Origin of the sequence: Dokdonia sp. Asnod3-C12, assembly GCF_045063975.1 — a bacterium.
Lineage (GTDB): Bacteria > Bacteroidota > Bacteroidia > Flavobacteriales > Flavobacteriaceae > Dokdonia.
Genome location: NZ_JBEFNY010000003.1, coordinates 3,277,544 through 3,303,218, shown reverse-complemented (window position 1 = coordinate 3,303,218; position 25,675 = coordinate 3,277,544). Strand labels below are relative to the sequence as shown.

At 36.6% G+C, this 25,675-nt stretch carries 22 protein-coding genes and 2 riboswitches; of the genes, 15 read left to right on the top strand and 7 right to left on the bottom strand.

The window, feature by feature from the left end; all coding sequences use genetic code 11:
• Positions 1–209: 209 nt before the first annotated feature.
• Both ACJJVW_RS14840 and ACJJVW_RS14835 read right to left on the bottom strand, forming a co-directional pair.
• A complete protein-coding gene (locus tag ACJJVW_RS14840; RefSeq protein ID WP_405252879.1) occupies positions 210–902 on the bottom strand; it encodes a condensin complex protein MksE in 693 nt (230 codons plus the stop codon).
• The gene (locus ACJJVW_RS14835) at positions 872–2,116 is read right to left on the bottom strand and encodes a hypothetical protein (protein WP_405252877.1); all 1,245 of its coding nucleotides are present in this window, start codon (positions 2,114–2,116) and stop codon (positions 872–874) included. The genes ACJJVW_RS14840 and ACJJVW_RS14835 overlap by 31 nt, the downstream gene beginning before the upstream one ends.
• Before the next feature lie 788 nt (positions 2,117–2,904).
• On the opposite strand from ACJJVW_RS14835, the gene ACJJVW_RS14830 reads away from it, so the two are divergent.
• The gene (locus ACJJVW_RS14830; RefSeq protein ID WP_405252875.1) at positions 2,905–4,629 is read left to right on the top strand and encodes a purine-cytosine permease family protein; all 1,725 of its coding nucleotides are present in this window, start codon (positions 2,905–2,907) and stop codon (positions 4,627–4,629) included.
• Positions 4,629–6,113 (top strand): mannitol dehydrogenase family protein, encoded by a 1,485-nt coding sequence (locus tag ACJJVW_RS14825; protein WP_405252873.1) that lies wholly within the window; start codon positions 4,629–4,631, stop codon positions 6,111–6,113. The genes ACJJVW_RS14830 and ACJJVW_RS14825 overlap by 1 nt, the downstream gene beginning before the upstream one ends.
• A gap of 128 nt (positions 6,114–6,241) precedes the next feature.
• On the opposite strand, the gene ACJJVW_RS14820 is transcribed toward ACJJVW_RS14825, so the two are convergent.
• Positions 6,242–8,389 (bottom strand): response regulator, encoded by a 2,148-nt coding sequence (locus tag ACJJVW_RS14820; RefSeq protein WP_405252871.1) that lies wholly within the window; start codon positions 8,387–8,389, stop codon positions 6,242–6,244.
• Positions 8,390–8,848: 459 nt separating this feature from the next.
• Here ACJJVW_RS14820 and ACJJVW_RS14815 point away from each other — a divergent pair, with 459 nt between their 5' ends.
• The 9 genes from ACJJVW_RS14815 to ACJJVW_RS14775 all read left to right on the top strand — a co-directional run bounded on the left by ACJJVW_RS14815 (position 8,849) and on the right by ACJJVW_RS14775 (position 18,039).
• The gene (locus ACJJVW_RS14815; RefSeq protein WP_405252869.1) at positions 8,849–10,321 is read left to right on the top strand and encodes an ATP-binding protein; all 1,473 of its coding nucleotides are present in this window, start codon (positions 8,849–8,851) and stop codon (positions 10,319–10,321) included.
• A 149-nt stretch (positions 10,322–10,470) separates the two neighbouring features.
• Positions 10,471–10,565: riboswitch (TPP riboswitch) on the top strand.
• Positions 10,566–10,658: 93 nt separating this feature from the next.
• A complete protein-coding gene (gene thiS, locus ACJJVW_RS14810; protein WP_013752138.1) occupies positions 10,659–10,862 on the top strand; it encodes a sulfur carrier protein ThiS in 204 nt (67 codons plus the stop codon).
• A 55-nt stretch (positions 10,863–10,917) separates the two neighbouring features.
• Positions 10,918–12,777 (top strand): phosphomethylpyrimidine synthase ThiC, encoded by a 1,860-nt coding sequence (gene thiC / locus ACJJVW_RS14805; RefSeq protein ID WP_405252867.1) that lies wholly within the window; start codon positions 10,918–10,920, stop codon positions 12,775–12,777.
• 107 nt (positions 12,778–12,884) lie between these two features.
• The gene (locus ACJJVW_RS14800; RefSeq protein ID WP_405252865.1) at positions 12,885–13,469 is read left to right on the top strand and encodes a thiamine phosphate synthase; all 585 of its coding nucleotides are present in this window, start codon (positions 12,885–12,887) and stop codon (positions 13,467–13,469) included.
• Positions 13,470–13,664: 195 nt separating this feature from the next.
• Positions 13,665–14,438: a hydroxymethylpyrimidine/phosphomethylpyrimidine kinase gene (locus tag ACJJVW_RS14795; RefSeq protein WP_405252863.1), complete on the top strand. Its 774-nt coding sequence runs from the start codon at positions 13,665–13,667 to the stop codon at positions 14,436–14,438.
• Positions 14,438–15,085: a thiamine phosphate synthase gene (gene thiE, locus ACJJVW_RS14790; protein ID WP_405252861.1), complete on the top strand. Its 648-nt coding sequence runs from the start codon at positions 14,438–14,440 to the stop codon at positions 15,083–15,085. The genes ACJJVW_RS14795 and thiE (ACJJVW_RS14790) overlap by 1 nt, the downstream gene beginning before the upstream one ends.
• Entirely contained in the window at positions 15,082–15,852 is a 771-nt protein-coding gene (locus ACJJVW_RS14785) for a thiazole synthase (protein ID WP_405252859.1), read from the top strand. The genes thiE (ACJJVW_RS14790) and ACJJVW_RS14785 overlap by 4 nt, the downstream gene beginning before the upstream one ends.
• Positions 15,853–15,863: 11 nt before the next feature.
• Positions 15,864–16,982, top strand: a complete 1,119-nt coding sequence (gene thiH, locus ACJJVW_RS14780) for a 2-iminoacetate synthase ThiH (protein ID WP_405252857.1) — start codon at positions 15,864–15,866, stop codon at positions 16,980–16,982.
• 1 nt (position 16,983) lies between these two features.
• On the top strand, positions 16,984–18,039 hold the full coding sequence (locus ACJJVW_RS14775; RefSeq protein WP_405252855.1) for a ThiF family adenylyltransferase: 1,056 nt from the start codon (positions 16,984–16,986) through the stop codon (positions 18,037–18,039).
• An 86-nt stretch (positions 18,040–18,125) separates the two neighbouring features.
• Here the strand turns inward: ACJJVW_RS14775 and ACJJVW_RS14770 are convergent, their stop codons facing one another.
• The gene (locus ACJJVW_RS14770; RefSeq protein WP_298325089.1) at positions 18,126–18,554 is read right to left on the bottom strand and encodes a peptidylprolyl isomerase; all 429 of its coding nucleotides are present in this window, start codon (positions 18,552–18,554) and stop codon (positions 18,126–18,128) included.
• Positions 18,555–18,883: 329 nt separating this feature from the next.
• On the bottom strand, positions 18,884–19,312 hold the full coding sequence (locus tag ACJJVW_RS14765) for a hypothetical protein (protein WP_405252853.1): 429 nt from the start codon (positions 19,310–19,312) through the stop codon (positions 18,884–18,886).
• A gap of 316 nt (positions 19,313–19,628) precedes the next feature.
• A riboswitch (SAM-I-IV-variant riboswitch) is annotated at positions 19,629–19,725 on the top strand.
• Between the two features lie 35 nt (positions 19,726–19,760).
• On the opposite strand from ACJJVW_RS14765, the gene ACJJVW_RS14760 reads away from it, so the two are divergent.
• The 4 genes from ACJJVW_RS14760 to thiE (ACJJVW_RS14745) all read left to right on the top strand — a co-directional run bounded on the left by ACJJVW_RS14760 (position 19,761) and on the right by thiE (ACJJVW_RS14745) (position 23,597).
• Positions 19,761–21,095, top strand: coding sequence for a Na+/H+ antiporter NhaC family protein (locus ACJJVW_RS14760; RefSeq protein ID WP_405252851.1), 1,335 nt, complete (start codon positions 19,761–19,763; stop codon positions 21,093–21,095).
• 253 nt (positions 21,096–21,348) lie between these two features.
• Entirely contained in the window at positions 21,349–22,023 is a 675-nt protein-coding gene (locus ACJJVW_RS14755; RefSeq protein ID WP_405224704.1) for a fasciclin domain-containing protein, read from the top strand.
• Positions 22,024–22,222: 199 nt separating this feature from the next.
• Positions 22,223–22,783: a DUF4494 domain-containing protein gene (locus tag ACJJVW_RS14750; protein ID WP_405252849.1), complete on the top strand. Its 561-nt coding sequence runs from the start codon at positions 22,223–22,225 to the stop codon at positions 22,781–22,783.
• Between the two features lie 172 nt (positions 22,784–22,955).
• Positions 22,956–23,597 carry a thiamine phosphate synthase gene (gene thiE / locus ACJJVW_RS14745; RefSeq protein WP_405252847.1) on the top strand — a complete coding sequence of 214 codons (642 nt, stop codon included), beginning with the start codon at positions 22,956–22,958 and terminating at the stop codon, positions 23,595–23,597.
• Between the two features lie 126 nt (positions 23,598–23,723).
• On the opposite strand, the gene ACJJVW_RS14740 is transcribed toward thiE (ACJJVW_RS14745), so the two are convergent.
• Together ACJJVW_RS14740 and ACJJVW_RS14735 are read right to left on the bottom strand one after the other, a co-directional pair.
• Positions 23,724–23,915: a cold-shock protein gene (locus tag ACJJVW_RS14740; RefSeq protein WP_298325079.1), complete on the bottom strand. Its 192-nt coding sequence runs from the start codon at positions 23,913–23,915 to the stop codon at positions 23,724–23,726.
• A 63-nt stretch (positions 23,916–23,978) separates the two neighbouring features.
• Positions 23,979–25,541, bottom strand: a complete 1,563-nt coding sequence (locus tag ACJJVW_RS14735; RefSeq protein WP_298325076.1) for an SDR family NAD(P)-dependent oxidoreductase — start codon at positions 25,539–25,541, stop codon at positions 23,979–23,981.
• Between the last annotated feature and the right edge of the window lie 134 nt (positions 25,542–25,675).

Below are 25,675 nucleotides of genomic sequence, written 5' to 3'. Positions count from 1 at the left end.
GTATCTGGCGATGTTCTTTCTTTACGCTATCGGTGCCAAAATGAATTTTCTTTCGCTCTGCTATAAATAATATTTGGAGTAAATCGGCTAGTAGAGATTTCCCTATTCCGTTAGGTCCCGTAAAATCTGTACGTGTATCGTGAACAAGGTAATCTTGATTATAGTGCTTGACAACGTTTACCGTAGATATGGAATGTATAAGTGGGAGTTTATTCATAATTTGATTGGTCTAAATTATTAGCAAACTCTTCAAAGTTTAAAATTTCGTATTCATACATTGTCTGGAATCGATGAATAGATTCCTTTATAGTAAATGAGAAGTTTTTATCATCTATTTGAATAAATTTATCTACCCATCCTAATTGTTCAAAATCCTGAATAACGTTCTTAAAATTCTTAGTGAGGTTAGCCCATTCTTTAGGCGTAAAATTGTCTCGATTGCCATTTTTAAAAAATGCTAATTTGTATAAATGACTAAATTCACTTTCTTTAATTTTTACCTTAATATCTTGAAACGAAATCTCTTTTACATTGTCAAAATACCTTTCATAATACATTTGCAATAGGGTGATGGCAATAATGGTTTCAATAGGAGTTAAGTCTCTATGTCTTGAACTAGCTGAAAGTACACCTTTTGAATCTTCATAAAAAGTCAAAAAGAAATAGGTAACACCTTCAAATGTTTTTTTATCCAGTAGGAGATTGTAAAACACTTCATAGTACTTTTTAAGTTCTATAAAATATTTGGACAATAATCTATGAAAGTAGTGGGCATCATCTTGAATGTGCCTACCTCGCAATAATTCTATATTTAAATCGGCAAAATGCTTTTGAACATCTGCCTTTTTAAAAATATCTACAAAGTGATTATTTACTGCTTCTGCAGTATGTTCATTTGCCATATTAATATGTTTTTATCCTGATACTTTTTAGGTATATTTTGCTCGATTTTTAAATCGTATTCTTTGTGTTTGCTTGCATACTTAAGAATATCAAAAACTATTTTTAAAGCAATGTTTTCATCTTTCGTCTCTTTAAGAAGCCTGTAGAACTCTTTAGTAAGGTCTGTATCTATTTGTTTTGATAAATTGATTTTAAAAATGTTGAGTTGTCTTGCCACTTCTTCTTGTTTATCGAGTGCCACATTTGCATTCTTTGTCTGCTCCAGAGCATAAACTGGGTCTAATTCCTTTTCTAGCACATAACTCTTCTTTTTAATAAACGTATCGTATTTTTTAACATTGAGATATTTAAAACGTTCCTCTGGAATGACCTTAATATCAAGTGGTTTATAAAACCTTATACCTTCATTACGGTCGTAGACAGCAGCTTCTAGGCTTACTTCTAAAAACTTACGAAGGTTCCTTTGGAATTGTGTTCTGGTTCTAAAGTTCTCCTTAAAATTTGCTAATTGTTTATCGGCATAGATGTATCTATCAATAATTTGGTCTAACTTTTCCTTTATAAGGTCAAAAAAGTTAAACACCTCTGTTTTTATTAGTAAGGCAGCATCATAATCAGCCTTTAAATCTTTTAAAATCTGAGGGTCTTTTTGCGCTAAAATATGATTAACGCTGGCTACTCTGTTATCAAAATATTCAACTACTCCACGTATCTGAGCTCTCAGATTACCGCTAAGTTGTAGTGTTTCATTTATTTCATCAGAACGGGAAACACTATCACGAAATAACTGTGTAAATTCATCTAAATTATCTAATGCAACATTATCTGGACTAGAAATAATCTTGTTGAGTCTAATGATAGACTCATTAATGACATCTTTAAAAGCTTCAAGATGATTTTCAATTAAAGTTCTACTACTATTCTTAAAATTATTTTCAAACCAAACCTTAAAATCGGTTATTTCAAGTATTGTTTCTGCCTTGAACAGCCCATAATTCTGAAATGTTTTTCTAAGCGGAAAGTGCTTGTGTTCATTAAACAGTTTATTTCCGAGAAAATCTAAAAACCGAGTTGCGTGGGAGGTTAGGATATATTTGTATTGGTCATTTCTAGGATGCTCAATAAAAAAATGAAGTAATTCTTGGGTAAGTCTCTCTACTTGCGGTTTTCCAATGGAAGCAATTTCTAAAACTTCGTCTAAAGCATATTCCAAATCTATTTCTTCAAAGCGATGCGGAATTATTTGTAATTCTATCCTTTTGTGAAGTATATAAATTAATAGACCTCCTGCTTTAGATGGGATTATCCTATCGTAAAAATCATTTATGTCTTGTAATTGTGCTTTTATAATTTTTAGTTTTTATTATTAATTGAGTGTAAATATCCAATCCTATATCTTTGTTAATTTTGTACATAAATAATTGTGTTTTATAGTAGTTTTACTACAAAACAATATTTGATTGAGATAATGTTTAGGGAAAATTTATAGCTCAAAATATAGAACTTTAAATATAGTAAATTTTAACAAGTATAAATTTACGGCTTTCTGTAATTAATTAAAAAACAGAAAGAAAATTCCCCATTCCAAACACATTCCCACTTCGCTCCTATCGTCGCTTCTGGCAAGGAGTATTCCATAACGTTTTTAATTAAACATTTGAGAATAAAAAAATAAAGAAAATTTTGTTTCTGCGAACCGCTTTCACCTAAGCGAAGTGAAATAACGCGGCACATTATAGTACAAATTGATATATCTAGAAAAAGAGTGGATAGCGCGCTTTTCAGCGCTATTTGACATAGATACAAATAATAGAATGACACAACTTGTGTTTACTACACCTACGTGAAGATTCTTTCATGATTACAATCACCGTCCAATTCTCTTTCTGTAATGTCCCCACCACAAAAGCGATTAACTATATCTATAAAAGTCCAAGGCATATTACTGCTCACGTACAGTTTTTATTTACCTTAGAAGTTCCAGAAAAATGATCGCAACATATGAGTAAACAAACCAAAGAGTTCGACCACTTAAAATCGGTAGATGAAGAACAGCTACCCGTAGGAAAAAACAAATTAAAAGATTGGACGCATTTTGCGGGTCTCTACGCTGCAGAGCACGTAGCAGCAACAGAGTTTGTAATTGGGGCAACCTTTGTCGCACTGGGTGCCAAAACTTCAGATATTATTCTAGGCTTGTTAATTGGTAATATTCTGGCTGTATTAAGTTGGAGATTCATCACCTCCCCTATCGCTGTAGAAACGCGTTTAAGCCTCTACACCTATCTCAATAAGATTGCGGGTGACTCGATGACCAAATTATATAATTGGGCAAATGTGATTATCTTTTCTGTTATTTCGGCGGCAATGATAACGGTATCGTCCACAGCGGTACGTTTTGCATTTGATATTCCTGCGCAACTTAATTGGTATCCCACAAATGCTTGGTTTGTACTGATTGTATTGGCGGTGGGTATTGTTGTGGTTTCTATCGCGCTCTATGGTTTTAATGCCGTTTCTGAGTTCTCTGGGCTCTGTGCGCCCTGGCTTTTTGTGATGTTTACCGGAGGTGCAATGGTGCTGCTGCCTGCATTGTCACTAGATGTGTTAGATAAAACCATACCCTCAAATTGGGCAGATTTTATGACGCTAGGTAATCAGTCCATCTGGACAGGTATTAATAGCGATGGAGAGACTGGAATTGGACTTGTAGAAGTTATCGGTTTTGGATGGGCGGCAAATACAATTACCCATTTTGGACTGGTGGATATGGCATTGTTACGTTTTGCCAAAAAGAAAAACTATGCCTACGCTTCTAGTACAGGTATGATGTTTGGTCACTACGTAGCGTGGATTGCTGCAGGAATTATGGGAGCTGGTGCTGCCGTAATTTTAGGGAAATCTATTGTAGAACTTGATCCAGGTGATGTTGCATATTACGCTTTAGGTTGGTCTGGTTTTGTCATCGTGATTGTTGCAGGATGGACTACGGCGATAACAAATTTATATAGAGCAGGTCTTGCTGCTCAGGCCATTTTTTCAAACCATTCTAGAAAGAAAACAACCATTGTCGTAGGTTTAGTTACCGTGACCATCGCTTGTTTTCCTTTTGTATTCTCACAGATTTTACCACTCCTCACCTATGCTGGATTGCTTGTAGTACCAGTAGGTGCGATTGTATTTACAGAGCACCAAATCTTCCCTAGAATAGGTTTTACAAGATACTGGTCATCGTATCGCAAGCTTAAATTTAGTATGCCTGCTGTTGCCTCTTGGGGATTAGGCTTAGTTTTTGGCTTCGGACTGCAAGCGCTAGATGTGATATCCTTTTACTACCTCTTTATTCCTACTTGGTTTTTTACCATCGCTATGTACACCTTCCTTGCATCTAGATATGGGGCAAAAGATAGTTATACAGAAGAGGTAAAAGAAGAAGCACTTAGAGAGGAAACTATAAAACGTTTTCAAGAGCAACAAGCCGCACAAGAAGATGTGCAGGTTAAGGATACTTCTATGTTTTCAAAGACATTAAAATTCCTAGCAATTTTAGCACTTATAGCTAGTCTAGCACTGGCTTGCAATGTGATGTTTGGCAGTGCTTCTGAGACAGAATATATTGACAATAGACAACTATTTTATACGTACACTTTTATCTGTACTATCCTTTATTTTGTATTTGCATATTGGGCATTACGAAGAGGAAAATCAAAAAACGCAACTATCTAATGGGAAAATTGACACCACTTAATAAAGAAAATCTAGCCGAAATAGGCAAACAAATACCAGTACCTACGTATGATCGTTCGCCAAATAAGGCGGGCATTGTACACATAGGCGTAGGTGGTTTTCATCGCGCTCATCTTGCATACTACGTGCATCAACTCAGACAACTAGATGAAGCATCAGAATGGGAAATTTGCGGAATAGGCTTACGCCAAAATGATCAAAAACTTCACGATATTTTCAAGAAACAAGACCATCTCTACACCTTGATGGTTCAGCATCCAGACGGAAAAAAGGAGGCAGAAGTCATTGGCTCCATCGTCGATTTTAAAATGGGTACAGACAGTCCAGAAACTGTCATCACCCGTATGGCAGCGCCCGAAACAAAGATTGTATCATTGACCATTACTGAGGGTGGATACAATTTTAATCCCAATACAGGTGAATTCAATTTTGAAAATCCGCAGATACAGCACGAACTTGCACATCCTGATGATCCAAAAACGGTATATGGTTTTCTTACGGCATCCTTAAAAAGACGCCGTGATGAAGGACTACCTGCTTTTACGGTACTGTCTTGTGATAATATTGAGCATAATGGCAATATGATACAGAAAATGTTGCTCGCTTTCGCGAAAGCGCAAGACCCAACACTAGCACAGTGGATAGAAAAAGAGGTAAGTTTTCCCAATAGTATGGTAGATCGTATCACGCCAGTAACCACGCAAGAAGACATCAAACTACTAGCTGATACTTATGGCGTAGAAGATGAATGGCCCGTTACCTGCGAACCTTTTATACAATGGGTGGTAGAAGATAATTTTTCTAATGGAAGACCCTCTTTTGAAAAAGTAGGCGTCCAGTTTGTACCCGATGTAGTTCCTTATGAGAAAATGAAATTGCGTCTGCTTAACGCTGGACATTCTGTGTTAGGACTTTTAGGTGTGCTACACGGCCACCCTACTATAGATGTATGTGTACAAGATGAGCTATTTGCACAGTATTTACGTGCCTTTTTTGACGAAGAAGCAACACCCGTTTTAGGTGAGATTAAAGGCATTAATCTAGCAGATTACAAAGACAGCCTGCTGGAGCGATTTGGAAACCCTAACATTAAGGATAGTGTAGATCGTATCTGTTCAGAGAGCTCGGCAAAACTTCCAAAGTTTTTAATAGCAACCATCCAAGAGAATTTAGCTACTGGTGGAAGTATTAAATATGCAACACTTGTTTTAGTAGCTTGGTGTTATTATAGTGACAAACAAGAAAATCAAAACGGGCAAAAACTAGTCATTCAAGATGAAATGAAAGAGGAGTTGCATCAAGCGGCAAAGAAGACTACAGAAGATGCTTTAAGTTTTATAAAGCTAGAATCTATTTTTGGAAACCTTATTGATAACAAAAGATTTACAGATCTATATACGGAGATGGTCAATCGTTTTTATAATGACGTTGCTATTAAAAAGTATATGCAAGAGTTGTTATAGAGAGCTTTAGTTGATTAATTTGAAATCTCATGTTAGTCACTTAAAGAGATAAAAACAGACTATGGTGTGGCTTTGAGCTACGGAAAAGAATAAAATATGTTATAAGAGGAATTGTACACTTTAAATATCTAGATGATATCTGTACAGTGTACATTCTCCTCTATGATAGCCTCAAGCGCTTCTTTGTTTATAGGCTTATTGATAATATCACGTATGCCCACATTGTGGCATCGCTCTTCTACCTCGCTTATTTCTAGTGCTGTTAATGCTATAATAGGAATATGTTTGTTTTCTCCTGAAATCGCTTCTGAGGCTTCAAATCCGTTCATCACCGGCATATTGAGATCCATTAAAATAAGATCAAAATGGGTGTTGCGATATTCTTTTATAGCTTCTTCTCCATTTACAGCAATGGTACACTTGTGACCAAGCGTGCTTATTAGTTTTTGGGTTACTAGTTGGTTGATCTTATTGTCCTCAACTACTAGTATTTCTAGACTCTTAGATTCAGAAACCACCGCTGGCTCATTAATCTCATTTGCAAATTCGCATGCCAGGATAAACGAGAATTGCGATCCTACTCCTACTTCACTGGTGACAGATAATTTACTGTCCATCACTTTCATTAAGGACTTAACGATAGGCAGTCCAAGACCAATACCGTATGAGGTGTTTTCTTCTGTGTTAGCTTGTTTAAAACTATCAAAAATGACTGCTAGATTTTCTTTTGAGATACCTGTTCCTGTGTCTGAAACTTTAAAAGCTATGTGATCTATGCCTTTTTCTCTTTTAGCTAAATTTACACTGAGCGTTACAGTTCCATTTGTTGTGTTTTTTAGCGCATTATCAATGAGTTTTAAAAGAACCTCTGTAAGATTAGTTTCATCTAAGATGTAGTAGCTGGAAATCTCATCTGCAATAGCTAGTCTTAGTTCCGTTTGTTGCTGGTTTGCTAGGTAATTTAAGGAGGTGATAATATTCTCTAAGAGGTTATGTAAATGAACCTTTGTTCGCTTAATCGTAATGTTGTTAGACTCTACCTCATTAATCTTTAATATATTATTTACAACCGATTTTAAATGATCTCCAGAGAATTTTAGAGCATTTAGAAGACCTTTATTTGTCTTAATGATGGAAGGATTTTCTATAAGCATCTCCGTAATACCTACAACTCCGTATAAGGGTGTTCTTAAGTCATGACTAATATTAACTAATAGCTCAGACTTTAATTTGTGGGCGTGTTCAGCTTCATTTTTAGCTTGTAATAGCGCCTTATTATTTTTTTCAAGCGCTAAGAATGATAACCGCCTTTTGTGATTATAAAAGATTAAAAAGGCGGTACTTAAAAATAGCAGCGCACTAATACCTCCTATAAAGATAACGTTAGATTTTAATTGAGATGCTTCGGCTTTTTGTTGGAACTCCTTTACTTTAAAATCTGCTTCAACTTGTTCTATTTGGAGGTTTTTTACCTCATTAAAATCTAAGTCTTTATAATAGTAATGTTTTCTAAGGCTTTCTAGAGCCGCATCATATTCTCCTAGCTCTTGATGTATCTCACTTTTAAAATCGTAAATATCTATGAGTTCTCTGGTGAGGCTATGCTCCTCTCCTATCTCTAGTGCTTTTTTTATGTTAGATAAAGCGCATGTATGATTGCCTTTTTGATTATTATAAATAGCAAAGTTTAACTGTTGTAAAAGCCCATAGATTGGGTCTTCTTTGTCAATGTTAGCTAACAACGTATCGGTTTTTAGAATGTAAGGATATGCCTTATCTGGATCTTTAAAATTAAGGTACATGCCCGCAATATTGTAATAGGTATAAAAGGAATGCTCATTTTTGCCTGCCTCTAGTGTGTATACGATAGACTTTTCAAAATAAGCAGCAGCCTCGTCTGCCGTGGTAATATCCATTGAGTATATATTACCGAGACCGTTGAGTGATGCTACGTTTACGAAGTAATCATCTGTTTTTTTACCGAGTGCGAGGTTATAGTACTTTTTCGCGGAAGCGAAATCTTTTATAGCTTGATAGGTATTTGCCAGACTCACATAAGCCTTTGCCTGTAAGGTTTTATCCTTACCTTGATTTGCATATTGCACTGCAGAAGTTGCAAATGTTAACCCATCTTTATAATTGCCGCTTATATTTTCATCCTTAGATAAGGAAATAAAAATACTCACGCTATCTATATCGCCATCAGCCCTGTTTTGTGATATAACAGGGACGTAATAACAATATACAAGTAGGACTAAAAGTAGCTTGTTTTTCAACTTAAATAACTTTGGGGCATTAAAAGATAGCGAAGAATATTTTAAAAATTACAGAAAAAGACATTATTACGATAAACTGCATATAATAATTAATAATTGTTACTTCTTTAATTTCAGATGCTTATGACTCATATTCAGTAATTAGATGTAAGCAGTTTTAGTATTGTTTAGAGAAATATACGTTATAAAGAATCAGCATATTTTTTAGAATTCAACAACTAAATTTTCTGTAATTCAGAATTATTTACTGTTAATTTTAAGTTGACAATTTTCAGAGGAAGCGATATTTTTACTATATTACAGAGACAACTACTTCATATTTAAGATATTATAACCCCTAATTGTAATTGCATTTTATATAAGTTTTGAGCCTTAGAAACGTAATTAGGGATCTAGATGAAAATCAGGCATTCTTAATTATTGTACTTGTATTATATTCTTAACTAACCACCGCCCCATATGAATAGTTTTGATATTAATTTTTTAATAGTTTCCATATTTACCGCCATCTTTGGTGTTTTCGGAGTTTATCACTTCGTTTCTTATTTAATTTTAAGGCACAAAATTCTGTGTCACTATTGTATCATTCTTTTTGGACTTGCAGTGCATTGGAGTTGGTCACTTTTTCCAGATGGATTTCTTCCTGAGGTTATTCAAAAAAATGGATCACTTATCTCTGCAATGACCACCACTTTTGGATTCTTATTGTTTACAACCAATTATTTAAATGTTCATCGCGGCAATCATCCTAAAATATCACGCAGTTATACTTTTTTAAAATATACCACAGTTTTAATCCCAATTCTTTTTGTTCTTAATATTCTAACTCTCCATATTCCTTGGTTGCATAGTTCGCTAGTAATGTCTGCAGCGATTACTGCTTTGCTATCCGTATTATTGAATATTTTCTCTGGGATTCGCTTATTTAATGAAGAAAAGTTTAATAAGTACTATTTGTATGCATACTCCCCAATGCTACTCTCCTCAGTCATCTATATAAGCGCATGGTTTTTAAAAGATGCTTACACTGTAGACAAACATTTTATTGTGTTAATCACTTCAATCCTCATCACATTACAACTCATTCTCTTCTCTATTTTAATTGGCTATAAGTTTAAGTCTATTGAAGACGAAAACATAAGAACACAAGTAGAAACTAATAAAATCCTTGCTTTAGAGGTAGACAAGCAGACGAAAGATTTACAAATCGCAAAAGAGGATTTAGAAAGTAAAAACCACGAGCTTGAATCTGTCAATTCTCTTAAGAACAAGCTGTTCTCTTTGCTTACACATGACGTTAGAGGACCGTTACATAATATCTCCTTGCTGGTTAATCTACTTGAAAACCAAATTGAGGATAATGAACTAAAAGAGATCTCACAAAGTCTTAAAAATGAATTGGATGATAGAATTGCTATGGTGAGTGCCTTACTAGATTGGTCATATAACCAGCTAGAGGGAATTAAACTCAATAAAAAGGATTGTGATATTCAAGAAATCTTTACATCTATAGCTAAGCAATATGAACGCTCAGCAAAAGAGAAAGATGTAAAACTATTATTTGAAATTGAAACGCCTACCTTATTTATTGATGAAAATATGTTTAAAGTAGTCTTACGTAATTTGATTTCAAACGCCATAAAATTCAGTACAAAGAATCAAAATGTCATATTATCAAGCAAGAAAGGCCCAGATGGGATTGAAATAGGCGTACAAGATTTTGGCGTGGGTATGACAACTAGCTGGCACAAAAATCTTGTTAAAGATTGCATACCAAAGACCACTCTAGGCACTAAGGGAGAACAAGGAACGGGTTTTGGACTACTCATTTCAAAAGACTTTGTTGAAATGAATGGCGGCGAACTTTTCTGTACGAGTACACCCAATGAAGGCACCCATTTTGTAATGCGTTTTGCGGTTAGTAATAGCTGATTTACGCTGTATCTATGAGGGTTTATCAAGTAACTTATTATTACGCAGATGTATCCCAAATCCCCATAAAAACCTACCAACCAAAACTTAACATTTTATTTTTTTTACATTTTCTCTCGTCTAGTTCAGAATTATTGCTACTTTTAAAGTCTAAACTTTAGGAGTAGCTATTAAATTAGTTTGAGAAAAATCCTTAGAACCTGATTTGGTTAATACCAACGTAGGGAAAAGTTAGAGGTTCTTGCACCACTACGCACTTCCTCTATTTTTAATTCTATCCTTCTCATTCCTTTATCGTTTATATAACCGAAGCACATGCTTCATAATTGTATTAAACATGATAAACATAAAGGTCAATCAAACCTCGTATCAATTTCCAGCACAGGTCACACTAGACCAGATCCTCACCCAACTCGACATTTCGGTTAGTGGGATTGCTGTGGCTATTAATGAGCGCATTATTACCAGATCACATTGGGTTTCTACCATCCCTGATGACGGCGATGCTGTGCTTATTATTAAAGCCACACAAGGTGGATAATAGCGACTTCTAGGTACTTCAAGAGTAGAAAAACATCATTAATTAATCCAGAAAGATGAAAAATAGAGACACTGCGCCTAAGCAAGGCGGCATTACCCGAAATCCATTTCCTAATTCAAAAAAAATCTACGTAAACGGTAAGATTCACCCACAGATTAAAGTGGCTATGCGCGAGATTGCGCTTAGTGATACTGTGGATTCTATGACCAAAAAGAAAACACCTAACGAGCCCGTAACGGTGTATGATACTTCTGGACCTTATACAGATCCAAACAAAGAAATCAATATACACAGCGGTTTAGAGCGCATACGTGAGTCGTGGATTCTGGAGCGCAATAATGTAGAACAATTGGACAGCTACTCCTCTACCTATTGTAATGAGCGTCTTAATGATAAGAGTCTAGACCACATGCGTTTTAAGCTTTTAAAGAAGCCTATACGTGCAAAAAAAGGTGAGAATGTTACGCAGCTGCATTATGCAAAACAAGGGATTATCACTCCAGAAATGGAGTATATCGCTATTCGCGAAAATCAGCGTATTGATGAAATGACGGAGATTAGAAAGCAACACAAAGGAGAACATTTTGGCGCATCTATTCCTGATAAAATCACGCCAGAATTTGTACGCTCAGAAGTTGCAAGAGGTCGCGCCGTAATCCCATCAAACATCAACCATCCAGAAGCAGAGCCTATGATTTTGGGACGTAATTTCTTGGTAAAAATCAACGCAAATATTGGGAATTCTGCAGTCACCTCTTCTATTGAGGAAGAAGTAGAAAAAGCTGTGTGGGCATGCCGCTGGGGAGCAGATAATATCATGGATTTATCTACTGGTGAAAACATACATGAGACCCGCGAGTGGATCATACGCAACTCCCCTGTTCCCGTGGGAACGGTTCCTATTTACCAAGCTTTAGAAAAAGTAAATGGCGTCGCCGAAGATCTTACGTGGGAGATTTTTAAGGACACCTTAATTGAGCAAGCAGAGCAAGGCGTAGACTATTTTACCATACACGCCGGTGTCTTATTGCGTTATGTACCTATGACTGCAAATCGCGTGACGGGTATCGTCTCTCGTGGCGGATCTATCATGGCAAAGTGGTGTCTTGCGCATCATAAAGAGAGCTTTTTGTATACGCATTTTGAAGATATCTGTGAGATTTTAAAACAATACGATGTTGCCTTTTCTTTAGGTGACGGTTTACGTCCAGGATCTGTCGCAGATGCAAATGATGAGGCACAATTTGCTGAGCTAGAAACACTAGGCGAACTTACAAAAATCGCTCGTAAGCATGATGTGCAGTGCTTTATAGAAGGTCCTGGTCACGTACCGATGCACATGATTAAGGAAAATATGGAGAAGCAAATCGAACTTTGCGATGAGGCTCCTTTTTACACTTTAGGGCCGCTTACCACAGATATTGCGCCTGGATATGACCATATTACCTCAGGTATTGGTGCTGCCATGATAGGCTGGTATGGTTGTGCGATGTTGTGCTACGTTACTCCAAAAGAACACCTTGGATTACCCAATAAAGAAGACGTGCGTGTTGGTGTGGTTACTTACAAACTAGCTGCCCATGCTGCTGATCTGGCCAAAGGTCACCCAGGTTCGCAACATCGAGATAATGCGCTGAGTATGGCACGTTTTGAGTTTCGCTGGGAAGATCAGTTCAACTTAGGACTAGATCCAGAGCGTGCTCGCGAGTATCACGATGAAACGCTACCTGCTGCTGGTGCAAAAGTGGCGCACTTCTGCTCCATGTGCGGACCAAAATTCTGCTCCATGAAAATTTCTCAAGAAGTAAGAGATTTTGCTGCTGTAAATGACATAGTCGATAACGAAGTCATCCAAAAAGGAATGGAAGAAAAGTCTAAAGAATTTAAAGCCAAAGGTTCCGAAGTATATCTGTAAAAAGATGTGGGAGTTCCCACGCTGCAAAAGCGTGGGCAGGCTTTCCACTACAATCTTTTGCCAGAAAAAGGCAAAAGGATTTTCATTACAATCCTTAACTCAAAAACATGATCATCGTACTATCACCAGAAAATGATATCTCTAATGAAGTAGAAATACTACACCAGTTATTTAAACACGGATTATCATGTTATCATGTAAGAAAGCCACATAAAAGTTATGAGGAATATTGCGCCTATATACAGCAGATTGATACTGCGTTTCATGACAGGATTGTAGTGCACGATCATCATATGATAATCAACGAATTCAATCTCAAAGGAATCCATTTTAAGGAACAACATCGCATAGATTACATAGATAATCCTGGTAAATATTTTAAAGGATTAAATATGTTCGGAAAAACGATAAGCTCCTCCTTTCATGATTTGCAAGCTCTAGAAGACTGCTATTTTGAATTTGATTATCACTTTTTGAGCCCTGTGTTTAATTCCATATCAAAAGAAGGCTATAAAGGCCGTGGCTTTGATGTAAAAAACAGTGATAAAACAATCATAGCCCTAGGCGGAATCCGCCCAGAAAATATAGCACAAGTCAAACAACTAGGCTATAACGGAATTGCAGTTTTGGGAAGTATTTGGAAAGCAGAGAATCCGCTGCAGAGTTTTAAAAATATGAAAGCAGCTTTTTGAGAATAGTAACATCAGGAAAGCACATATAATCATGCATAAAACAGTTTGCGTTAAGGATTGAGTGGCATGTCTGAGCTCTTTTTATGAATATTTCATTCATAAAAAAGCGAGTAGCGAAAGCCTGACCTGAAAGGGAACGCTCAAATAAAGAGTAGAAAAAACAAGGAGCGTCCAAATAGAAATTAAAATATAACATTGAAAACAAATAACTACATATTGACAATTGCAGGCCTAGACCCATCAAGCGGCGCGGGAATCACTTCAGATATTAAAACCTTTGAAGCGCACCAACTATACGGTTTATCAGTGTGTACCGCAGTTACGGTTCAAAATGATGTAGAGTTTAAAGAATGTATGTGGATGGACAAAGCTGTCATTATTTCACAAATAGAAACGCTTTTTGAACGGTTTGAAATCTCCGTAGTGAAGATTGGGATTATAGAATCATGGGAAGTGCTGTCGCTTGTTTTGGATAGGTTACATATGCTCAATCCTGAGATAAAAGTCATTGTAGATCCCATCATAAAAGCGAGTGCTGGATTTGATTTTCATAGCCTTGAACATCAAGATATTTTAGACAAGATATGGTCACAATGTTATATGATTACTCCTAATTATGATGAGATTAAACAACTGTATCCAGACCTCAGTATTGAAGGAACAATATCACACATGAGCAGCTTCACAAATATTCACTTAAAAGGTGGACATAGAAATGATAAAACAGGATGGGACGTGCTTTACCACAGTAAAACGGTTGTAAAACATATTGCTCCAAAAGCAGAAAAGGTGTTACAGAAACACGGAAGCGGCTGTGTGCTTTCGGCGGCGCTGGCGAGTAATATTTTGTTGCAGCAAGGGATAGAAGAAGCCTCGATAAATGCAAAATACTATACAGAAGCCTTTTTAAATTCAACCGATAACTTACTGGGACAACACAGTTACCCAACACTAAAAATTAAGTCGTAATGATACCAAAACTACATTATATCTCTCAGGGTAATACGCTAGAAGCGCATCTTGATAACATACGGAATGCTTGTATTCATGGCGCAACACTAGTGCAACTGCGCTTAAAGAATGTTCCTCTAGATCAGGTGCTGAATATAGCAAAGGAAGCGCGAGTAATTACTGCTCAATATGATACAAAACTCATCATCAATGATCATTATGAAATAGCAAAAGAGGTAAAAGCAGATGGTGTGCACTTAGGAAAAACCGACTCCTGCCCTACTGTCGCTAGAGAACATTTGTACTCCTGGCAAATTATAGGTGGCACAGCAAATACGCTAGAAGACTGTCTATCATTAATAGACAAAGGTGTGGATTATATAGGCCTTGGTCCCTTACGATTTACAACTACCAAGAAAAATTTAAGTCCGTTTTTAGGTTATAATGGCTATCACCAAATTACAGATACATTAAAAACTAAAACTCCCATTATCGCAATCGGAGGAATCACCATCGACGACCTAACAGATTTAATAAAAACAGGCATTCATGGAATCGCTGTATCTGGAGAAATCACTAGTGATTTTACAAAAATAGATGCCTTGCAACAATCACTAGGAGCATTATTAATAGAAGAACAACATCATACATTGAATAATATATGAACGATATTTTAAAAATAGCCGACAAGGAATTCAGCTCACGATTATTTACTGGAACGGGAAAATTTAGCGCAGATCATTTAATGACAGAGGCTTTGATAGCATCTGAGAGCGAACTAATAACCGTTGCTCTAAAGCGTGTAGATGTTGCCAATGAAGAGGATACCATGCTGCAAAGCATTATGCGTCCTCATGTGAATATACTACCTAACACCTCTGGAGTAAGAACTGCAACAGAAGCAGTTTTTGCAGCACAACTAGCACGTGAGGCACTAGAGACTAATTGGATTAAACTAGAAATTCATCCCGATCCCAAATACCTTTTACCAGACCCTATTGAAACCCTCAATGCCGCCGAAGAGCTAGTAAAATTAGGTTTTGTAGTGATGCCATACATACACGCAGATCCTGTGTTATGTAAAAGGCTGGAAGATGTGGGAGTACAATGTGTAATGCCCCTAGGAGCGCCAATAGGTACTAATAAGGGAATAAAAACGGTAGACTTTCTGGAAATTATCATTGAGCAAAGTAATGTGCCAGTAATTGTAGATGCTGGAATTGGTAGTCCGTCGCATGCGGCTTATGCTATGGAGTTAGGAGCTGATGCTGTGTTAGTGAACACAGCCATCGCAGTGTCTAAAAATCCTGTAGCTATGGCAAAGGCATTTAAAATGGCAGTACAGGCTGGGCGCATGGCTTACAATGGAAAATTAGCTCCGGTAAAAACATATGCAGAAGCTAGCAGCCCGCTCACTTCTTTTCTTAATTAAAACAACTGCCTATGTCTTTTAAAAACACCTTTGACACCTATGACTGGGATACCGTAGAGAATGAAATCTATAGCTACACAGCACAAGATGTGCGGCATGCTCTTGATAAGGAAAAAATAGAATTGGAAGATTTTAAAGCACTCATTTCTCCTGCTGCCAAAGACTTTCTTGAGGAAATGGCACAGCGTAGTCATGCGCTTACTAAAAAGCGATTTGGTAATACCATGCAGATGTATATTCCGATGTATCTGTCTAATGAGTGTCAAAACATATGTACGTACTGCGGTTTTAGTATGACTAACAAAATCCCTCGCAAAACCCTTAGTGATACCGAGATTTTAAAAGAAGTAGCATTCTTAAAATCTAAAGGGTACGATCACATTTTACTAGTTACCGGAGAAGCAAACAAAACGGTAGGCGTTTCTTATTTAAAGAACGCTATTGAACTCATAAGAGCACATTTTGCAAACATTAGCATCGAAGTGCAACCGCTAGATCAAGAGGAATATGAACAGCTTATAGAAGCTGGTTTATATGCCGTGTTGGTATATCAAGAAACGTATCATGAAGCAACGTATAAAACACATCACCCTAAGGGCAGAAAATCTAACTTCGATTATCGCTTAGATACACCTGACAGACTTGGTAAAGCTGGAATACACAAAATAGGTATTGGTGCTTTATTTGGTCTTGAAGATTGGCGTGTAGATAGTTTTTATACAGCCTTACATTTAAAATATTTACAAAAATGCTATTGGAAAACAAAGTACTCCATCTCCTTCCCTAGGCTAAGACCGCACCAAGGAGAAGTGCAACCTAAAGTTGAAATGACAGATGCCGACCTGGTGCAGCTTATTTGTGCATATCGCTTACTAGATGAAGATGTGGAGTTATCAATGTCTACTAGAGAAAGTGAACGCTTCCGTAATAACATTATAAGTTTAGGGATTACGTCAATAAGTGCACAATCTAAGACAAACCCTGGAGGATATGTGGTAGATCCACAATCATTAGAGCAATTTGAAATCTCAGACGAAAGAGATACGGAAGAAATCAAACAAATGATTGAATCTAAAGGATACCAAGCGGTTTGGAAAGATTGGGATAAAAGTTATTTTAAAACTGTGTAAAATGGATCTAACCACTTCAGAAAAACAACAGTATAGCAGACATCTTATTCTAGACCAAATAGGAATAGAGGGCCAATTAAAAATAAAAAATGCAAGTGTTTTAGTGATAGGTGCTGGTGGTTTGGGATGCCCCGCGTTGCAATATCTCACAGCAGCAGGTGTAGGCAGAATAGGGATTATAGACAACGACCTTGTTGAGCAATCTAATTTACAACGTCAAATTTTATATACTCATGATGATATTGGAAGTAACAAAGCGATAATAGCTGCAAGCCGCTTAGAAAGGCTCAACCCTTATATTAAATTTGATAAATACCCAATGCGTCTTACTAGAGATAATGCGCTAGAGCTCTTTGCAAACTATGATATTATTGTGGATGGTTCTGATAATTTTGCTACTCGATATTTAGTAAATGATGCTGCTGTATTAAAAGATAAACCTGTTGTGCTGGGTTCTATTTATAAATTTGAAGGTCAGCTGGCTGTATATAATTATAAAAGTGGTCCTACATACCGATGTTTATACCCAACACCTCCTAAGCAGAATGAAATGCCTAATTGCTCTGAAGCCGGAGTGCTAGGCGCACTAGCAGGAATTATAGGTGCATTTCAAGCAAATGAAGTATTAAAAATCATCTGTGGAATAGCTGATGTTCTTTCTGGCAAACTGCTCACCTATAATATGATAAGCATGGAACAAATGATTTTAGGATTTGAAAAAGATACTAGTATTATAGTTAGTTGTCTTGAAGATGAGTACGAATTACAATGTGAGTTTCCTATTGACAATATGGGAATTACAATAGATGAGATTAATAAACATCCAGACAAATACAATCTTCTAGATGTTAGAGAGCATCATGAAAGAGCAGTACATCATATAGGAGGGCAACATATTCCTTTAGGCGAACTGCAGAATAGAGCACACGAAGTACTGCAAACTAAAGATCTGGTTGTGTATTGTAAAGCTGGTGTACGTAGTAAGAAAGCCATCAAATTATTGCAAGAAGAAGACTTTGACTGCAGGCTTTTATATTTAACGGGAACTGTTTTGTAGTTTATTGCTGAACAACCTTAATTCTATACAAAAAGAAAACGCCTTAGCTATGCTAAGGCGTTTTATATACTTAATATTAAGTCGTCTTATGCAATCTCTAAAAGCTCAAGTTCAAACTCTAGTGTTTGTCCTGCTAGTGGGTGGTTTGCATCTACAATAATGTGATCTTCATTTACTTCAGATACACGTAACTGCTGCTCAGAACCATCAGGTCTAGAAGCTACTAATATAACACCTACTTCTGGTTTGATTTCTTCAGGTAGTTGCGTTTTCGGTACTGTTTGAAATAACTCTTGCTGTACGTCACCGTAAGCTTCTTCCTTAGTTATAGTAACCGTTTTCTTCTCGTTAACCGCCATATCTATTAAAGCATTCTCAAATCCTGGGATAAGTTGGCCTTTGCCAAGTTCTACCTGCAAAGGTTCTCTTTGTAAAGAGCTATCAAACACCTGTCCATCTGCTAATTTTCCTGTGTAGTGTACTTTTACTACATCATTTCCTTTTACTTTACTCATAATTACTTGTTTTTAATCGAATTATAATTTGCAAAACTACAAGAAGAAAATCGGCTTACGAAGGAATCCATCAATGAATCTAAAGACTATAAAAACTTGTACTGTGATATGTAGTTTTACGATGATTCATAATAACCAATATTATCTCAAAAAATAAAGGCCTGACACCCCTGCCAGACCTTTATAAGCTCAAAAATCGTGAGCCCCTCTCACGATGTTGATTCAATTGAATTGTGCGCAAAACTACTTCTAATCTTAGAGAAGCATGAACGCTATTCATCAAGAAGCTAGTGCTATTGATAATCTTTTTACTAGAGGTAAATTGATTGTTAAGCTTTATAAAAATTACTTATTTCATATTGAGCAAACTTAGGAATAGCGGCGGTAAATACTTTAATCTCCCAGTGGCTTAAGTGCGGCATCATTTCCATAGGATGCTCAAAGAATATCACATTATCTGCTGTTGTAAACGTAGCAGACGGAATGATATAAAAGGCTCTTGGGGCATCTTCTATCACTGTAACTAAACCTAAAAAACGGTGCGGTGCAATCTGTCCATAATCAAGCTTTTGAATTTTTATACTTTCTTCCTCTTTAACTTTGATGTTACGCAGCTGTAATTCGCTTGTTTTACCTGTAGGTGCCGTAATGAGAAAGTCTAGACCTTCTACCCTATTAATATCTGGAGTGATTGTAAAACCGGCTTTTGAGAGTTCGCTAGTAACAAAATCTAGTAGTTGTGATGTTTCGTTTTTCATAATGGGGTGCAAAGGTAATTATTTCTTTAAATAAGTATGATTACACAACCATCATAAAGATCCTCTAAGAAGGTTAAATCAAATGTATTTTTAGTTGAGAGTTACGCTTTCGCGAAAGCGTAAAAACTCATATACAACTGTAACCTACTGACTCATAGTGATACATATTACCTTATTAATTTCGATTTTTATCTACATTTATATGTTCATGACGACTTAAATCTCAGAAGACTATACATTCAAAATAATCTTTATAATTAAATTAACGATTTCTGTTCGCTACAAGAAGATTCAAGTGTTAGTTTTGCGCTTTTAAATTATTTATCAAGAATCTCAATAAGGAGATAGCAACCTGCAATAACGAGCAAGGTGCTAAATAGATAAGCCAATTAATTGGAAACAATGTTAACTCATACTTCTATATAATTGCTATTATCTCCTTGCAAGAATGAAGAAGAACATGACACAGACTACACAAATTACCCCAAAATTTACAGCCTTAATCCCGCTATTTGTATTTGTTATTACATTTTTAGGTGTTGGTATTTATCAAGATGACTTCTATGCACTACCTGCTCCTATGGCAGTTATTGCTGGAATTATCGTGGCTTTTATAATGTTTAAACAGACCATAAATGCTAAGATTGACATTCTACTCAAAGGATGTGGTGATGATAAAATTTTAACCATGTGCCTCATTTATTTACTTGCTGGGGCATTTGCCGCAATTACTAATGCTACAGGGAGTGTAGATGCGATTGTAAACCTTGGCTTAGATTACATTGCGATACAATATATCTACGTAGGTATTTTTGTGATTGCTGGGTTTTTATCAGTTTCTACAGGGACTTCTGTGGGAGCAATTGTAGCTTTAGCACCCATTGTTGTTGGTTTTGCAGATAAAAGTAGCGCAGACCTTGCCATACTTTGTGGAGCTCTGCTAGGAGGTAGTATGTTTGGAGATAACCTCTCAGTAATTTCAGATACCACGATTGCTGCCACTCAATCTTTGGGAACAAAAATGAGTGATAAATTCAAGCAAAATATAAAGATTGCCGTTCCCGCAGCGCTACTTACCATTGCTATTTTGATTTTTAAAGGAGTAGATCTCACGACAGATGTTACAGAAACCGTTGTTTATGAATATGATGTAATAAAAATTGCTCCATATGTCCTTGTCATTATACTATCTATTGTAGGTCTAAACGTTTTTGTAACGCTACTTGTAGGTGTCCTTGCAGCAGCGCTGCTGGGTATTATTTATGGTGATTTTACCATTATAGAGTCCACAAAAATTGCCTATACAGGATTTACAAATATGACCGAGATTTTCTTGTTGTCTCTGCTCACTGGTGGTCTTGCAGCACTTGTAGCTAGTAATGGCGGTATTGAGTTTATCTTAGTGAAAATTAAAAAACTTATTAAGAGTAAAAAAACTGCCCAACTTGGTATTGCAGCGCTGGTAAGCACCATCAATATGGCAATTGCAAATAATACCGTATCCATCATTGTTGCTGGACCTATAGCAAAAACCATTAATGATGAATATGAGTTAGACAATAAGAAAACGGCTTCTATTCTGGATATTTTCGCTTGTATCTTTCAGGGCTTATTACCTTATGGAGCGCAGGTTTTAATGATTTTGAGCTTCTCAGAAGGTAATATCAATTACTTAGATCTTGTAGCAAATACTTGGTATTTATTACTACTGTTTGTAGTTACCATCTTATACATCATCTTTAAGAGTGATACTCATAAGCACGCTTTCGCGAAAGCTGATTAATTTATCATCGAAGTACGTGGTTAGTGCTAATGACTGGTAGGTTATATGTAGAATTTTTTGCGAAAGCGAAAGAGAGAAGAAACCTAGAAGAGCTTGTAATTAAGTTTTGCAGCAAATTTTATGCAGCATTATAACTTTATGACAATCCAGACATAATTGTTAAACCTATCCCAAATTCAAACCTTACCGAGAACCGTACGAGAAGCTGCTGCGTTATATATGTAAATCTATATAACACAAACACTAAACAATTATGAAAACAGTAAACGTATTATCAATGGCACTTTGTGCAGGACTTTTATCACTTGCATCATGTGAAGGTTCAAAAAATGTAGGAAAAGAAGAAGCAGCAGATCAAAATGAGATGATGGATGATAAGTTGTCTCAAGTGGAGGATATGATGGACGATAAAATGTCTGAGGGTGAAGATATGATGGATGAAATGACAGTGATGGTAGGTGGAGCAGCAATGTATCCTTCTAAAAATATTGTTGAGAATGCTGTAAACTCTAAAGACCATACTACCCTAGTTGCTGCTGTAAAAGCTGCAGGTCTTGTAGAAACTTTACAAGGAGAAGGTCCATTTACAGTTTTTGCACCAACAAACGCTGCTTTTGAAAAACTTCCAGCGGGAACAGTAGCAACACTACTTAAGCCGGAAAGTAAAACTGCTTTACAAGGTGTACTTACGTATCATGTAGTTGCAGGAAAATTTGATGCAGCTGCTATCATGAGCGAGATCAAAAAGAACAACGGTACGGCTACATTTACTACTGTAAACGGTGGTAAACTAATGGCTTCTGTAAAAGGAACATCAGTAGTTCTTATGGATCAAAATGGAAACAGCTCTACAGTAACTATTGCAGATGTAATGCAGTCTAACGGTGTGATACACGTAGTAGATACAGTAGTTTTACCAGCTAAATAATTATAAGAATACCCAACTTGAAAAGCGTCAACTGTAAATTACAGTTGGCGCTTTTTTTATTTCAGCTTTTTTATGCGGTAAATCACTCGTATTAAAAGAGCTAGCTTCATGAATTGGAGATTGTGAATATCTATTGTTGTTTTTTACTTTTTCGCCTTGAGCTAACCCCTATTTTTGGCAACCTTAAAATAAAAGAGATATGAGTGCAACTTGGTATGAGTGCAAAGTAAAGTATAGAAAATTTGATGAGGCATCTGGAACTCAAAAGGTAAAAACAGAGCCTTTTCTAGTAGATGCAATATCATATACAGAAGCAGAAAGTAGAATAACACAAGAAATGGCTGCCTACTTAAGTGATAGCGAAGAAATCAAAATCACAAACATAAAAGTAGCAAACTACGCAGAGATACATCCGTTTGAAAACTCAGATAGATGGTTTAAATCTCGTGTATCACTCATTGCTTATGATGAGGAAAGTGGTAAAGAGCGTAAGACTAATCAATACTTGCTTGTACAAGCAAATGATGTGAAGGAAGCCTTTGATAACACTGTTGTCACTATGAAAGACACGATGGGAGAATATACAATCCCAGCAGTATCTGAGTCACCTATTATGGATGTCTTCCCATACTTTTCTGGTGAGGAAGATGATCTAGAGCGTCTAGATGAATTTACTAGGATTAAAGATTCTGTTCCTGTAGATTATAGCGAAAAAAAGGAGCAAGCCATGGCAGACTCACTCGTTACCGAAGAAGAATAGATTAAACGATTTTACATAAAATCTACTTTAGAGAGGCTGCTTATAAACATATAGGCAGCCTTTTGTTTTTAATAACACATGCTCATCATAACTACAGTAAGACCCACGCGGGATGAGTATCTTTGCTACATTACTAAATAACCGTTTTACGTAGTTATTAAATAAGAAGATTATGATTCCAAAACTTCATTACATATCGCAAGGAAGCTCACTCAAAGAGCACATAGAACATATACAAAAAGCATGTAATGCCGGAGCTGAGCTCGTGCAACTCCGTGTAAAAGACTGTTCTCAAAAGAAGCTGCTAGCCATTGCACATGAAGCTAGAGAGATTACAGCTCATTTCCAGACACGGTTAATTATTAATGATGATTATAAAATTGCAAAAGAGGTAAAAGCAGATGGAGTGCATCTAGGAAGCGCAGATGCCTGCCCTATCTCTGCTAGGAAGCATTTATTCACTTGGCAAATAATAGGTGGCACGGCACATACTTTACAAGACTGTGAGGCACTTATTGAGAAGCAAGTAGATTATATAAGTCTAGGGCCTTACAGCACTTCTACCACAAAAGAAACTACAGCAAGCACGCTTGGTGTTTCTGGTTACAAAGCGATTATAGAAGAACTGGGTACCACTACTCCTATTCTTGCCGTGGGAGGCATCACACTTGATGATGTTACAAAAATTTTGGAGGCTGGTGTAGATGGTATTGCCGTTTCAAAAGCGATAACGACAGATTTTAATAGCATTCGTTCATTTAATGAGTTGCTCAGTGCTTCTTCTACACAAGAGCAGCGACACACTTTTAAATAAGTGTTAGTTACTCGTAACATGTGTTACGGATTATAGATACGCTTTCGCGAAAGCATAAAAAGTCCATAACAACAAAAAGCCCATCTAAATAAATAGATGGGCTCTTTTAAAAACTTAAAGTATGTATTAGATAACTTTTACGTTTACTGCGTTTAAACCTTTGTTACCTTCTTGAAGATCAAATTCAACTTGGTCACCCTCGCGAATCTCATCGATTAATCCTGAAATGTGTACAAAGTGGTCTTTTTCAACACCTTCTTCTGTAATAAAACCAAATCCTTTGGTATCGTTGAAAAATTTTACTGTTCCGTTACTCATAATAATATTTATTTAATAATTAGTAATCGATATTCAATTACGCCACAAAAATACAACTTTTAATTACCAATCTATAGGGAAATAGTCTTTTAAAAATTTTCCAGACCAATGCTTACCTGTATTGATACCATCAATAAGTGGGTCCATCACCCTAGCAGCACCGTCTACGATGTCTAATGGTGGTTGAAAATCATGTACTTCTACTTTCTTTTTTGATAGCTCTGCAGGGTCCTCATCTGTCACCCAGCCCGTATCTACGGCATTCATATAGATCCCAGACTTAGCAAAAGTGGCAGAAGACGTGTGTGTAAGCATATTTAAAGCAGCCTTCGCCATATTAGTATGTGGATGTCTATCTTCCTTTTTAAAGCGGTGAAATTTACCTTCCATAGCAGATACATTTATGATATGCTTTTGTCCAGTATTTTCCTTCATCATAAGGTTAGACAAGCGATTGCATAATACAAAAGGCGCTACAGCATTTACAAGCTGTACCTCTACCATCTCTGTCGTTTCTATCTCGCCCAGCTTTAAACGCCAGCTATTAGTCTTACGTAAATCAACTTGTTGCAAATCTGCATCTAGTTTTCCTTCTGGAAAGACTTCGCTAGTTTGTAACGAATTATCAAAACTATAAGGAATCTGAGAAAGCTCTGCCGAGTTGCGCAGTCCTATTCCTGGCTCAGGTCCATGCCAAGTAACTGGCAATACATTATTCTTACTAGTTTTTGCAGTACTCACACTTAAGTCTGATAACTCCTGAAGGCAAGTAATGTGATCTTGTAAGAGTGGCTGTGCGAGTTTAGGAAGTTGATCAACGGGTAGTTTTTCATTTTCCATTAAGTGAAAATAGAATCCAGATGGCCTACGCACCGTTTGTGCCGCATTATTAATTAAGATGTCTAGTCTATCATATTTCTGCTCTATATAATTACAAAATATCTCTACACTGGGTATATGACGTAAGTCTAGACCGTGGATATGCAAGCGATCGCTCCAGTCACCATAATCTTCTTCCTTTGCATATCGTATTGCGCTATCTGCAGGGAAACGTGTGGTTGCCACCACCGTCGCACCAGAACGCAATAGCATAAGAGTTATATGATAACCTATTTTTAATCTTGAGCCTGTTATTACAGCTACTTGTCCATTTAAGTCGGCTGTTTGAAAGCGTTTTGCATAATTAAGATCACCACATGAAGTACACATGGTGTCATAAAAGTGGTGCAGCTTTGTATACACTGTTTTACACACGTAGCAATTTCTTGGAGACTCAAGTTCTGGAGTGTCTTCTGGGATTGCAGCTGCGCCCAGTAACTTAGGAGCAACAAAAAGCGAAGCCTCTCTAGCAGATCGTATTCCAGTGGTTTTACGAGCGTGCTTATCTCTAGTAATCATCTTACGTTTGGCAGCCTTCTTTGCGTCTTTCCTCCTACGCTGAAACTCATCTCTATTAGGACGAGATAACATTCCTGAAGCCTTGAGAAGCTCTGTGCGCTGTTCTTCTGGAAGCTCAAAAAGCTGATTCGTATCGGCTACTAGTTGCTGCAATGTATTAATACATGCATCAATTTCTTGTTGAGAGATACTTTTATCTTGGGTATTTTTACTTTGATCTTCGGGCATAATGAACTGCAAACAGATTTTTTGCAAAGGTAATTATACTCTTTTGACCTTTTCTTTAAAAGTGAGTGTTATATTATGTATTTGAGTTACGCTTTCGCGAAAGCTTTGAGAATCCTTAATACTACGCACTTTAA